The following is a 12,664-nucleotide window of genomic DNA, read 5'->3' as shown; positions in this document are numbered from 1 at the left end:
TTCACAGGACCTCCATCCCGCGGGCGACGAGCTGTTCGCGCGTCCAGTCGAGCTCCGCCGCGATGCCGGCCACCAGGCCGTCGTCGTCGCGCGGGCGCAGGTGCGCGGGCAGCACGGACCACGTGTACGTCTCGGTCTCCAGGTGCTCCACGAGCGGGTGCGGGCCGCCCACGAGCAGCTCGAGGGCATCGGTCAGGACGTCCCGGGTGCTGCGCAGCGGCGGGCGCGGCGTGGCGTGCAACGGGACGTGCACGTGGACGCGCCACGGCCCCTCGCCCGGCAGACCCGGCGCGCCGTCCACCCGGCCGAGCGCGTCCGGCAGGTCGTCGCGGCGCAGCACGGCCTGCGCACCCCGCTCGCGCGTCTGGTGCAGGAACCGCGCCTCGACGAACTCCTCCAGCGCGGCCAGCGACGCCGGGTCACCCGGGTCCTCGCAGTGCAGCGCGGCAGACACCTGGGCCTTGACCACCGGCAGCCCGGCCCCGTCCAGCGCCGCGAGCGCCTCGCCCGGGTCCTCGAACTCGGTCGCCAGGTGGCACAGGTCGAGACAGGCGCCCAGGCGGTCGGTGTCGACGCCGCGCAGGTGGTCCGCGAGGCCGGAGGACGTCTCGGCGAGGCAGCCCGGCTCGGGCTCGAACGCGACGCGCACGGTCCGGCCGGTCCGGTCCTCGAGCGCCCCGAGCCCGACCGCGAGGCGGTCGAGGCGGTCGCGGGCCGCCCGTGAACGGTCGGCGTCCCACGGCTCGCGCCACCCCAGCGGGAGCGTGCTGATGCTGCCGCGCGCGACGTCGTCGGGCAGCAGCTCGGTAAGCACCTGGGCGCAGTCGAGGGTGTAGTCGAGGCGGGCGTCCTGCGTCCAGTCCGGCCGGTAGACGGCCTTCTTGACCACGGGGGCGTGGAAGTTGCCGTAGGGGAACGCGTTGACGGTGACGACCTCGAGGCCCTCGTGGTCGAGCGCCTTGCGCAGCAGGCCGACGGCGGCCGGGTCCGCGGCGAGCCGGTGCGTGGCCTCGGCGGGCAGCCACAGGCCGAGGCCGAGCCGGTCGGCGCCGAGGCGTCGCCGGACCGGGCCGGCGAACCTCCGTAGCTGGTCGACGAGGCCGTCGACGTCCTGCGCCGGGTGGACGTTGGTGCCGTAGGAGACGTGCAGGACGGTCCCGTCGGGGTGTCGCAGCCGCACCGCTCAGCCCTCCTCGCCCGCGGTGGCGGCTGCCGTGACGGGTTCGCCGCGCTGCAGCGTGTTGCCCTCGTAGTCGCCCGCCGTGGCGACGTCGTCGAGCAGCAGCCGGCCGCTCTGGCCGTAGAACGCGACCGGGTTGCGCCAGAGCACGCGGTCGACGTCGTCGTCGGTGTACCCGCCGGCGAGCATCGTCCGGCCCGTGCGCCAGGTCTTCAGCGGGTCGGACCTCCCCCAGTCCGCGGCCGAGTTGACCAGCACCCGGTCCAGGCCCCGGCGGTCCAGGATCGCGACCATGCGCCGCTCGTCCATCTTCGTGTCGGGGTAGACCGAGAAGCCGGCCCAGCAGCCCGCGTCGTCGACGAGGTCGATGGTGTTCTCGTTGAGGTGGTCCACGAGCACGCGCTCCGGCGGCAGGCCGACCTGGCCCACGATCTCCAGCGTGCGGCGGGTGCCGGCCACCTTGTCGCGGTGCGGGGTGTGGACCATCACCGGCAGGTCGTGCTCCCCGGCGAGCTCCAGCTGGCGCACCATCACCGTCTCCTCGGCGTCGGTCATCGAGTCGAACCCGACCTCGCCGACGGCGACCACCCCGTCCTTCTCCAGGTAGCGCGGGAGCAGGTCGAGCACGCCGAGGCACCGCGGGTCGTTCGCCTCCTTCGGGTTCAGGGCGATGGTGGCGTGGTGGGTGATGCCGAACTGCGCGGCCCGGAACCTCTCCCAGCCCAGCAGGGCGTCGAAGTAGTCGACGAACGAACCGACGGACGTGCGCGGCTGGCCCAGCCAGAAGGCGGGTTCGACGACGGCGCGCACCCCGGCGTCGTACATCGCCTCGTAGTCGTCGGTGGTCCGGGAGGTCATGTGGATGTGCGGGTCGAAGATGCGCACGGCACTCTCCTCGGGTCGGTCCGCGGCGGTGCGGACAGGTCGGTCGGGTGGCGGTCGGGTGGCGGTCGGGGTGTCCGTCAGCGGATGGTGGCGAGCAGCCGGACGGCGTCCTCGGGGACGTCGCGGCCGGCAGCCCGGCGTTCGTCGGCGAACGCACGGACCATGCGGTCGAGCTCGGCGTCCCGGCGTGCGTCCAGGTCGGCGACGGCGGTCAGCGGGACGCCGGTGAACAGGCACTTCAGCACGCCGTGCCGCCAGGCGTCGGCCGGCAGGTGTGCCGCGGCGTACGGTCCCATCGCGGCGGCGACCAGCCGGGTGTCGTTGGTCCGCAGCGCGTCGAGGATCACGGGGACCGCGGCGTCCCCAACGCCGAGCCCGTCGAGATCGGCCAGAGCGAGCAGCACGGCCCGTCGTTCGTCGGCGTCACCCCGGGCGTACTGCCCGGCGACGACGCCGGCAGCCGCGTCCGGTCCCACCGTCTCGCAGGCAGCGACCAGGAGCCGGACCCGCGCCACGTCCTCGACCCGCCCCCCGCCCGGCCCAACCCCGCGCCCCACCACCCGCGCGGCCCGAGCAAACACCCGGCCCAGAGCCGAAGGATCCCCCCGAACCTCTTCGAGCAGCGGAGCCACCCGCCCCTCCCGCGCGGTGTCGAACAGGAGCTTGGCGTCGATATCGGGCCTCATTGCGGGACCAGCTTCCTGTTCGGCACGGGGAGGGGGACTTCGGCGGAGTGCGCTGCGGTGCGGATCGCTTGTGCGCTCGACGCGACGAGCCGGGCGGCGGCGTGCGAGTGGCGGGGCAGCTCGACGGCGGCCAGGCCGGTGAAGCCCGTCTCGTGCAGGGCTGCGAGGACGCCGGGCAGGTCGACCGCGCCGGTGCCGAGCTCGAGGTGCTCGTGCACGCCGCGGACCATGTCGTCCACCTGGACGTGGGCGATCAGGTCACCCACGCGACGGATCACCTCCGGCCCGGGGACGTCCTCCACGCAGGTCAGGTGGCCGACGTCCACGGTGAGCCGCAGGGCGGCCGGGTCGCCGAGGTCGCGCCGCAGCGCCAGGACGTCGTCGACCCGCTCGACCAGCATCCCCGGCTCGGGCTCGAAGGCCAGCACGACCCCGGCGGCCTCCGCCACCGGGAGCAGCTTCTCCATGCCTGCGCGGAGCCGCGCCTGGCCGGTCTCGGGCGAGGCGCCGGCGGGCAGCACCCCGGACCACAGGTGCACAACCGGCGACCCGAGGTCCGCGGCCACGTCGACGGCGGTGCGCAGCAGGTCGAGGCGGCGCTCGCGGCCGTCGTCGGACACGAGCGTGGGCTCGTGCTTGCGGCGCGGGTCGAGCACGTACCGGGCGCCGGTCTCGACGACCACGCGCAGGCCGTACCGCTCGAGCGACCGCCGTACCTCCGCCGTTCGGGCTGCGAGGCCGGGCGCCAGCGGGTCCAGGTGCATGTGGTCGAGGGTCAGGGCGACACCGCCGTACCCGTGGTCGGCGAGCAGCGCGAGCGCATCCTCGAAGCGGTGGTCGGCGAGCCCGTTGGTCCCGTACGCCAGGGTGATCATGTGGGGCTCACCACCTTGGCGCCTGCCCGCGCCAACGGGAGCACGGCCAGCAGGCCGAGCGCCGCGCCGACGGCGCCCTGCCCGGCGAGCAGCGCGGCCTGCAGCGGGACCATCCCGCGGATGCCGACCCCGGTGGCCCGCCGGGCGTTCTGAGCATCAGGCTTGCGCACGACGTCGAGCTGGGCCGGGAGCACCGCGGCCACGTACGTCGCGGCGAGGGCGGGGCCGGCGACCACCTCACGTCGCGGACGACGGCGCGATAGCTCGTGCCGTCGTCGGCCCGCGGCACCGTCCCGGTCCACCGCACCCAGCGCGGCGAGCGCTGCGGCGATCCCCGTGCCGAGGGTGGTCGCCACCGCGGCGCGGCCCGTGCAGGTCGTCGAGCCGTGCACCTCACCCCGCGAGACCGCCGTGACCGCGAGGGTGTGCGCGCCGAGCGCCGTGGCCGGGCCCAGGGCGGCGCGGCGCCCGCCGGCGCCCATCAGCACGTCGAGGAACCGGGTCGAGGCCATGACGACCGGGCCGGCCGGCGTCGGCTTCGCCACGAGGTCGTACGTCCACACGGCGGCGGCGAGCAGCGACGCGACGGCGAGCGGACGCCGCCCGGCGACCGCGGCGCACGCCAGGCCGGCACCGGTGAGCCCGGCGGCGACCGCCAGCGCCTCGTCCGGCCGGACCCGGCCCGAGGGGATCGGGCGGTCCGGGCGCTCGACGGCGTCGAGGTCACGGTCGGACCAGTCGTTGAGCGCCATGCCCGCCCAGTAGAGTGCGGCCGAGGCGAGCGGCAGGGCCGCCGTGCGGCGACCGCTCGGCCACCCGGCCGCCGCGGCGCCGACGAGCGTGTCACCGGGGACGGTCAGCGCCGCGGGGAGCCGGACGAGCTCGGCGAGGTCGCGCCACCTCATGCGACACCGTCGAGCTCGGCACACCACCGGGTCAGCGCCTGCCACTGGTCGGCCAGCGCGTGGGTGGTCCCGCCCAGCGGCTCCTTGAAGAAGAACCCGAGCGCGGCGACGGGCCCGCTGTGGCCGGCCTCGTGCGCCCGGGCCACGAGGCGGGCGAGGTCGATGACCAGGGGCGCGGCCAGGGCGGAGTCGCACCCCTCCCAGGTGACCTGCATGCGCATCCGGGTGCCGAGGAACCCCTCGAACGACACGTGGTCCCAGGCGGTCTTCCAGTCGCCCATGTCGGCGACGTGGTCGATGCGCACGGGCCCGTCGACGGGGTAGCCGAGGATCGCCTCGAGCGCCATGGCCTTGGTGGCCGTCTTGCTGGCCGCCGCCGCAGGGTCGGCGAGCGTGCGGCCGTCCCCGCCGCCGAGGATGTTGAACGCCGACCACGACCGCACGGCGAGCGCGCGCATGGCGAACATCGGCGCGAGGGCCGACTTCACGAGAGTCTCGCCGGTCTTGCCGTCGCGCCCCGCCCAGGGCAGGTGCCGGGCCTTGGCGAGCTCCTCGAGGGCCGGGACGAGCGGACCGGTGGACGGCGTGAACTCGACGAACGGGCAGTCGGCCCGGAAGGCCGCGTAGGCGTAGAGCGACGACGGCGGGAGGGCGGCCGCGCCGTCGTCGAGCGCACGGTCGAGCTCGTCGAGCGTGCCGAGGCGTGCCGCCTCGGGCGACGGCGGCTCGGTGCTGGAGACGTCGACCACCACGACGTGGTCGAGCTGGTGCTCGTCCCGGAAGGACCGCAGGTCGTGCTCCAGGCTGTCGGCGGTCGCACGGTCCGCGACACCCTCGGCACCGGGGCGGACGCGTGCGTCGACGACGGCGAGGTCGTCGAGGACGTCCGCCACGACCCCGGGTGGCACCACGCCGGTCCGGGCGAGCTCCTGGGCCCGCTCGACCATGCTGCCGGCGAGGTCGTGCCCGCCGATCACCAGCCCGTCCAGCGGCGGCAACCCGGCCCGGGCGACCTCCTCCAGCTCGGTGACCAGCCCGGTGAGCGGCGCACCGCCGCGCGCGAGGGCGAGCGCACCGATCGTGGCGGTGGTGGCGACCGACCCGCGGGCGCCGATGAACCACACACCGGTACGCCGGGATCCACGGACATCGTCATCGTTGACCATATCGCGCACACTACGCGTCTTTTGCTTGCTGTCAAGCAAATGTCGGGGACCTTCTGCCCAAGTCGACGGAGCGTCGCGGCCGTGGTGCTGCCCTCAGACATCTCGGCGGCACGCGCTCGGCGCCGCTCCACGGCCCGCTCGGCGCTGGTCCGGACTGCGGGACGGTTGATTGACGAGGGCGGTCCGCAACCCTACGGTGGATCCGCCCTACCCTGTGAACCGGTTTCTCGGCCATGGGCGCCCCCAGAGGAAGTAGCCGATGACGATTCACCTCGCGGGCGACTCGACGGTCGCGCCCGGCGGCGGCGACGACCACGAGCCGCTGGGGACCTGGCTGGTCCAGCCATGACCTACCGCAACGCACGATCTGATCCCCCGCCGGCCGAGGAGGCCCCATGACGGAACGACTCTTCAGCACGCACGACGTGCGCCCGCGCCAGGAACTCGACGGGCTCTGGACGGTCACCTTGAACGATGCCGGGGAGACTGCCGGCGCCGGTGACCCCCGCGCCGACACGCTCTCCGGCGGTCGTACCGTTCGCATGCTCGTCCCCAGCTGCGTGGAGTCGATCCCCGGGGCGGAGACGTTCCGCGGCGTGGCCCGGTACGAACGGACGTTCGACGCCGGATCGCTCCTCGGCCCGCTCGACGAGGAGCGCTATCTGCGGATCGTGTGCCGCGGCGTGAGCCACATGGCCGACGTGTTCGTCGACGGCACGCCTGTGGCGCACCACGAGGACGCCTTCACCGCGTTCGACGGCGTGATCGAGCACCGCCCGGGCGCGCGCACCGTGACGATCGACGCCGACAACCGGTTCTCGGAGCGGTCCGCGCTGCACCGGGAGAACGACTACTACAGCTACGGCGGCGTGACCCGTCCGGTCGTCGCCGAGCTCGTGCCCGAGCGGTACGTCGACTGGGTCCACGTCACGCCGATACGGCACGACGACGGATGGCGGGCGCGCGTCGAGGTCCGGATCGCGAGCTGCCGCGAGCGCCTCGGCACGGGCGAGCCCGGGACGGTGGACGGGATCGTGCTGCGCCTCGACGGCCGCGACGTCCGCACGCTGACCGCGGCCGACGCGACCGAGGACCCGTTCGTCTACCGGTGCACGCTCGACGTCCCCGACGCGGTGCCGTGGACCCCCGACGCCCCGCACCTGACGTACGTCCAGGCGGTCCTGCTGCAGGACGGCCTGAAGGTGGACGACCTGATCGACCGGTTCGGGTTCCGCGAGGTGCGGGTCGAGGGCGACAAGGTGCTTCTGAACGACGAGCCGATCAGGTTCGTCGGCTTCAACCGGCACGAGGACGACCCGGTGTTCGGGTGCGCCCTGCCGGTCGAGGCCATGATGCGCGACCTCAACATCCTCCGGGACCTCGGGGCGACGAGCGTCCGCACGAGCCACTACCCGAACGACGAGCGCTTCCTCGACCTGTGCGACGAGCTCGGCCTGCTGGTCTGGGAGGAGGCGCACGCACGCGGACCGGAGGACGAGCACAACCCGCGCTTCCTCGGTCAGTCGCTGACCAGCCTGACCGAGATGGTCACCCAGCACTTCAACCACCCGTCGATCTACACCTGGGGCATCCTCAACGAGTACGAGAGCAACACCGAGTACGGGCGGTCCGTCTACGTGCCCATGTACGAGCGGCTGCGCGAGCTCGACCCGAGCCGCCCGACGACGTCGGCCACCTGCAACTTCCCGACCGACATCTGTCTCGACCTACCCGACATCGTCTCGATCAACATCTACCCGCTGTGGTACTCGGACGCCCCGGTCGACGAGCTCGTGCGAGAGGTCCTCGACTTCGTGCGCTCGTCGCCCGGCGCGGGAAAGCCGCTCATCGTGAGCGAGATCGGGGCGGGAGCGATCCCTGGCGTCCGGGACGTCCGCCGCTCCAAGTGGAGCGAGGAGCGGCAGGCCGACATCCTGTCCGAGCAGCTGGGACACGTGTGTGGGCTCGACGAGGTCATGGGGGTCTACGTCTGGCAGTTCGCCGACTGCCGGGTGACCGAGGGATGGTTCGCCGTCCGGCCGCGCACGCGCAACAACAAGGGCGTGGTCGACGAGTACCGGCGCCCCAAGCTGGCGTACGAGACGGTGCAGCGGGCCTTCGAGGAGTACCGCGACCGGCACCGCGTCCCGACGACGAGGGCGTGAGGACGAGGGCAACAGAGGTCGACGTGCCCCAGGCCATGTCGGCGCGACCGGCGTCGAACAGGGTGTTCATGACGCTGGCGATGCAACATGTCGGTGAGGTCGCTCTGGGCATGGGCGGCCTTCCACGCCACCATCTGCGCCGTCCAGGTACGCGTGACGGGCAGCAGAGAACCCGCCGGCGTCACTGACGGCCCGGCTCCCTCGTCACCGCCTCGAGCAGCACGTCCAGCGCCCGGTGCGCCGCCTCGCGCGCCCCCGGGTCGCCGTCGCGGTCCACGAGCCACAGCGCGGCCTCGTTCATCGCGCCCGAGAGCTGGGCGGTCAGCGCGTCCAGCAGCGCGGGCGACACCCCCGCCTCCGCCAGGGCCTCGCGCAGGTGGACGGCCGACGAGTCGGCGTCGAGCTCTCGCCAATCCTGCCAGCCGATGACGGCCGGCGCGTCGATGAGCAGGATGCGCACCGTCCGCGGCTCCGTGATGGCATCGAGGAACGCGTGGCTGCCGGCGCGCAGCCGGTCGAGCGGACCGTCGGCGGCCTCCGCCGCCGTGACGAGGGTGGCCGCGACCTCCTGCTGCAGGTGCGCGGTCACCGCCCGGAAGAGCCCTGCCTTGCTGCCGTAGTGGTGGTAGACGGCACCACGGGTGACCCCGCCCGCGGCGGCGACGTCGTCCAGTGCGACGGCGGCATAGCCGCGCTCGGCGAACAGGTCGGCGGCGATCTCCACGAGGCGGCGGGCCGTCTCGGCGGCGGCCGCGGCGGTGGCGCGTGGCATGGCTCCTCCTGACATACATAGCGTATGTATAGTGGTTGACGTACGCAGTGTATGTATCTTGACGAGGAGGCACCATGACCGCCACCAGCTTCTACCCCGTCCTCATGTCCACGGACGTCGGCGCCGCCGCCGACTTCTACCGCCGGGTCCTCGGCTTCGAGACCACGTTCGAGGCCGACTGGTACGTCAGCCTGCGCCGCGGCACCTTCGAGCTGGCGCTGCTCGACCCCACGCACCCCACGATCCCCCTAGGCTTCGGCCGCCCCGTCCAGGGCCTGCTGCTCAACCTGGAGGTCGAGGACGCCGACACGGAGCACCGCCGCCTGGTCGAGGGGCACGGCCTCGAACCCGTGCTGTCGCTGCGCGACGAGGACTTCGGGCAGCGGCACTTCATCGTCGAGGCACCCGACGGCGTCCTCGTCGACGTCATCCAGCCGATCGAGCCGTCGGCGGAGTTCGCTGCGGCCTTCCAGGAGTGAACCTCAGTCGAGCGGGTTGCGCACGATCGGGCAGGTCATGCAGTGCCCGCCCCCGCGGCCGCGGCCGAGCTCGGCGCCGACGATCGTGATGACCTCCACGCCCTCGCGGCGCAGCGCGGCGTTGGTCAGCGTGTTGCGGTCATAGGTGAACACCACGCCCGGCTCGAGCGCCACCGCGTTGTTCCCCGAGTCCCACTGCTGGCGCTCCGAGGCGTACACGTCACCCGCCGTCTCGACCAAACGCAGCCGGTCCAGCCCCATGGCGCGCGCGACGACCTCGGCGAACGGCGTGCCGCCGCAGTCGGTGACCTCCACGCCCGGGGCGTGGTCGCTCGGGCGCAGCACGTAGGGCCGGATGTTGTCGACGATGGTCGGATGCACGGTCACCAGGTCGCGGTCGGCGAACGTGAACACCGTGTCCAGGTGCATCGCCGCCCGCAGCCGCGGCATGCCGGCCACGACCACCTGGTCCGCCGCGCCGCCGTCGAACAACGCCTTGGCGAGCTGGGTGATGGCCTGACGCGAGGTGCGCTCGCTCATGCCGACCAGCACGACGCCGGAACCGACCGGCATGACGTCGCCGCCCTCGAGGGTGGCCTGCCCCCAGTCCTGCTCCGGGTCGCCCCACCACACCGTCGAGTCCCGGTACTCCGGGTGGAACGAGTAGATCGCCTTCATCAGCAGCGTCTCGTCCTTGCGCGCCGGCCAGTACAGCGGGTTGAGCGTGAGCCCGCCGTAGATCCAGCAGGTGGTGTCCCGGGTGTACAGGGTGTTCGGCAGCGGCGGCAGCAGGTACTCCCGGGCGTCCGGCGCCTCCTGGGCGAGCGAGACGTAGCCCGTGCGGAAGTCGCCCGGCAGGTCCGTCGTGGACATCCCGCCCACCAGGAGCCTGGCCAGCTCCCCCGCCGTCAGCGAGTCGAGGTACGCCCGGGTGCCCTCCACGAGCCCCAGCCCGACCCTGTTCGACACCACCTTGCGGTCCAGCAGCCACGACCGCGCCTCGGGCAGCGCCATCGTCTCGGCGAGCAGGTCGTGCAGCTCGACCACCTCGACGCCGCGGTCGGTCAGCTTGTGCACGAAGTCCAGGTGGTCGCGCTGGGCGGCCTCCACCCACATCACGTCGTCGAACAGCAGGTCGTCGGAGTTCGTCGGGGTCAGCCGCTCGTGGGCGAGGCCCGGCGCGCACACCAGGACCTTGCGCAGCCGGCCCACCTCGGAGTGGACGCCGTGCGTCACCGGGCCGCTCACGTCTGCCGTCATGATTCTCCTCTTCTCACAGGGACGTCCCACCGGTCACGAACCCGACGCCACCGGCCACCGCTCCGGTGATCGCGGCCAGGAAGACGACGAGGCCTGCCGCGAGGGCGAGGAACGCGAGGTCGACCGCATCGGCGGAGAACATCATGGCGACGAGGACGACCTGCGACAGCAGCGCGCCGAGGAGCAGGGCATTGACCGGCACGTCACGGTCGGTGGCCCGCGCGAGGAAGGGCGGCACGCCACGATCCTTGGCGGCGACGTACAGCACCTCGGCGGCCATGAGCGTCCAGGCGAGGTAGGCGCCGAGCACCGAGACGATCAGGCCGATGCTGACGAAGGCGATACCCCAGTCGCCGATGACGGCGTCCAGCGCCCCGGCCACAGACGGTCGGCGCAGCTCGGCGACCTCGTCGGCGGTCGTGGCGCCGTCGGACGCGACCGTCACCGTGGCGAACGACGCGAGCACGCTGCCGAGCCCGAGCAGCCCGACGCCGACGACGGAACCGACCATGGAGCTGACCACCATCGCGGTCAGGGTGAGGACGCCGACCGTGGTCCCGCACGGCACTGTCGTGTCCGCGGTACCCGTCTGCTCCGCCATCCGCACGTCCCCTCACCAGGCGCGTTGCGCGATCAGGGATGATCCTTGCAGCCGCGACGAGGTGCCGCGCGCCGAAGCGGCCCGCTCAGGGGAACGGTCGGAGCACTCGCGCGAGATCGCCGAGCGCTCCCGTCGGATCCGGCCCGACGGGGACCATGACGACGCAGGACGCCCCCGCGTCCCACCGCGCGTCGATCCCGGCGCGCACCTGTGCCGGCGTCCCGGCGAGCGCGAGGTGGTCGACCCAGGCGTCCGGCAGGTCCCGCACGAAGTCGGCACGCGAACCTGCGCTGCGGCGCAAGGCGCGGAACTCGTCGGCGAACGGCAGGGGTGCGATGTGCGGGTCCCAGTCCGGTTCCCCGATCCACGCCAGGGCCGGGCGCACCGCCTCTCGCGCCGCGGCCGGGTCGTCGTGGACCACGGCGACGTCGTAGGTGACGACCCGGTGCGGGCCGGCGGCGGCGATGTGACCCACCGCCGCGCGCACGTACTCGGGTGCGCAGGGCTCCGCGAGCACGGTGCCGTCCGCCTCCCTGCCGGCCAGCGCGAGCGACCGCGGCCCGCGCACCCCGGCCAGCACACGGGGCGTGATCTCGGGGACGGCTCCGGGCTCCAGCCGCACGCCGTCCACCGTGACGTATCGGGCGTCCGTATCGCGCTCGACGACGTCGCCACGCACCAGCGCACGGACGGCGCGCAGGTGTTCCTCGAGCAGCGTGAGGGGACTGCGGGGCCAGGCACCCGCCGACCGCATCCAGCCGGGCATGCCGTGCCCCAGACCGACGTCGACGCGCCCTGGGAAGAGCTGGCCCAGCGTGGCGATCTCCATCGCCGTGAACGCCGGGTTCCGGGCCGCGGCGGGCAGGACCCCGATCCCCACCCGGATCCGGTCGGTCGCTGCGAGGACCGCCGCCGCCTGTGCGGTGCCTCCGCGGAAACCGAGGTCCTCGACGACCCAGAGCTCGTCGAACCCGAGCGCGTCGGCGCGTCGGGCGAGCTCGAGGACCTGCCCGGCGGGCAGGTCCCGGGGCAGCATCACCCCCACCGAGCGATCCGCCGTCGTCACCTCGACCTGTGTCACGTGAGCCCCTTCGTCGTCGAACCGCCCGCATGATCATGCCAGCGCCGGTGTCGACGTGTTTGCACGAACCCGGGCGCGGCGCGCGTGGCGTGCACAGTAGGTTGCATCGTTCCTGGTCGGCGTCCACGAGCACCCAGGCGATCTCAAGGACCGGGGTTCCGCCGACAGCCAATCAACAGCACACTCGGCCGCAGCAAAAACCCCCGCTGGAGGTTCTGCACCGGCGGGGGTTCTGAAACTGGGGTTTTGAGCGGCGTGTCGCCGGCGCGGCACGCGCGCGAGGTCGCCGTGTCAGAAACGGTCAGTTTTGGAGCACTGAGCGGGGCTGGTGACACAAGAGCTCTGTCTGGTGCCGTCCGAACGGTCGGCTCCGATGTCTGCGGTCCAGGTTGGCGCGCGAACGCGCATGCTTCCGGTGCTCGGCTAGCTAGGTTGGGCTAGTGCCGACGACTACGTCACCATCCCTGTCCGACGACATGATCCGTCTGCGGTCCTGGCGCGAGAACGACACCGACGCGCAGCTCGCCGCGTTCAACGACCCGGTCTTCCGTCAGTTCTCCGACTGGGCCCCGTCCGACCGCCAAGGCATCGTGAACCGGATCCGCGCCG

12 protein-coding genes are annotated in these 12,664 nt (G+C 73.1%); 2 read left to right on the top strand and 10 right to left on the bottom strand.

Annotation, left to right across the window (positions count from 1 at the left end; all coding sequences use genetic code 11):
* Position 1 precedes the first annotated feature (1 nt).
* The 6 genes from eboE to PZC42_RS00035 all read right to left on the bottom strand — a co-directional run bounded on the left by eboE (position 2) and on the right by PZC42_RS00035 (position 5,697).
* Positions 2–1,180, bottom strand: a complete 1,179-nt coding sequence (gene eboE / locus PZC42_RS00060) for a metabolite traffic protein EboE (RefSeq protein ID WP_277207179.1) — start codon at positions 1,178–1,180, stop codon at positions 2–4.
* 3 nt (positions 1,181–1,183) lie between these two features.
* A complete protein-coding gene (locus PZC42_RS00055; RefSeq protein WP_277207177.1) occupies positions 1,184–2,065 on the bottom strand; it encodes a TatD family hydrolase in 882 nt (293 codons plus the stop codon).
* Between the two features lie 77 nt (positions 2,066–2,142).
* Complete coding sequence (locus PZC42_RS00050) at positions 2,143–2,751, bottom strand: EboA domain-containing protein (RefSeq protein WP_277207175.1); 609 nt, start codon at positions 2,749–2,751, stop codon at positions 2,143–2,145.
* Positions 2,748–3,626 carry a sugar phosphate isomerase/epimerase family protein gene (locus PZC42_RS00045; protein ID WP_277207172.1) on the bottom strand — a complete coding sequence of 293 codons (879 nt, stop codon included), beginning with the start codon at positions 3,624–3,626 and terminating at the stop codon, positions 2,748–2,750. Before PZC42_RS00045 ends, PZC42_RS00050 begins: the two co-directional genes overlap by 4 nt.
* Positions 3,623–4,531 carry an SCO3242 family prenyltransferase gene (locus PZC42_RS00040; protein ID WP_277207170.1) on the bottom strand — a complete coding sequence of 303 codons (909 nt, stop codon included), beginning with the start codon at positions 4,529–4,531 and terminating at the stop codon, positions 3,623–3,625. The genes PZC42_RS00045 and PZC42_RS00040 overlap by 4 nt, the downstream gene beginning before the upstream one ends.
* Positions 4,528–5,697 (bottom strand): inositol-3-phosphate synthase, encoded by a 1,170-nt coding sequence (locus tag PZC42_RS00035; protein ID WP_277207167.1) that lies wholly within the window; start codon positions 5,695–5,697, stop codon positions 4,528–4,530. Before PZC42_RS00035 ends, PZC42_RS00040 begins: the two co-directional genes overlap by 4 nt.
* Before the next feature lie 395 nt (positions 5,698–6,092).
* Here PZC42_RS00035 and PZC42_RS00030 point away from each other — a divergent pair, with 395 nt between their 5' ends.
* Positions 6,093–7,862: a glycoside hydrolase family 2 protein gene (locus PZC42_RS00030; RefSeq protein WP_277207166.1), complete on the top strand. Its 1,770-nt coding sequence runs from the start codon at positions 6,093–6,095 to the stop codon at positions 7,860–7,862.
* A 181-nt stretch (positions 7,863–8,043) separates the two neighbouring features.
* Here the strand turns inward: PZC42_RS00030 and PZC42_RS00025 are convergent, their stop codons facing one another.
* Positions 8,044–8,634 (bottom strand): TetR/AcrR family transcriptional regulator, encoded by a 591-nt coding sequence (locus PZC42_RS00025; RefSeq protein WP_277207165.1) that lies wholly within the window; start codon positions 8,632–8,634, stop codon positions 8,044–8,046.
* Between the two features lie 74 nt (positions 8,635–8,708).
* Between PZC42_RS00025 and PZC42_RS00020 the strand changes: the two genes are divergently transcribed.
* The gene (locus PZC42_RS00020) at positions 8,709–9,113 is read left to right on the top strand and encodes a VOC family protein (protein WP_277207164.1); all 405 of its coding nucleotides are present in this window, start codon (positions 8,709–8,711) and stop codon (positions 9,111–9,113) included.
* A 3-nt stretch (positions 9,114–9,116) separates the two neighbouring features.
* On the opposite strand, the gene PZC42_RS00015 is transcribed toward PZC42_RS00020, so the two are convergent.
* From PZC42_RS00015 to PZC42_RS00005, 3 genes are all read right to left on the bottom strand, one after another.
* The gene (locus PZC42_RS00015; protein ID WP_277207163.1) at positions 9,117–10,373 is read right to left on the bottom strand and encodes an arginine deiminase; all 1,257 of its coding nucleotides are present in this window, start codon (positions 10,371–10,373) and stop codon (positions 9,117–9,119) included.
* A 13-nt stretch (positions 10,374–10,386) separates the two neighbouring features.
* Entirely contained in the window at positions 10,387–10,974 is a 588-nt protein-coding gene (locus PZC42_RS00010; protein WP_277207162.1) for an amino acid permease, read from the bottom strand.
* Positions 10,975–11,059: 85 nt separating this feature from the next.
* A complete protein-coding gene (locus PZC42_RS00005; RefSeq protein ID WP_308199814.1) occupies positions 11,060–12,055 on the bottom strand; it encodes an LLM class flavin-dependent oxidoreductase in 996 nt (331 codons plus the stop codon).
* Between the last annotated feature and the right edge of the window lie 609 nt (positions 12,056–12,664).

Origin of the sequence: Isoptericola croceus, from assembly GCF_029382255.1 — a bacterium.
Classification (GTDB): Bacteria; Actinomycetota; Actinomycetes; order Actinomycetales; family Cellulomonadaceae; genus Isoptericola; species Isoptericola croceus.
Note: the sequence above shows the minus strand (reverse complement) of the source record. Positions and strands in the feature narration are given on the sequence as shown.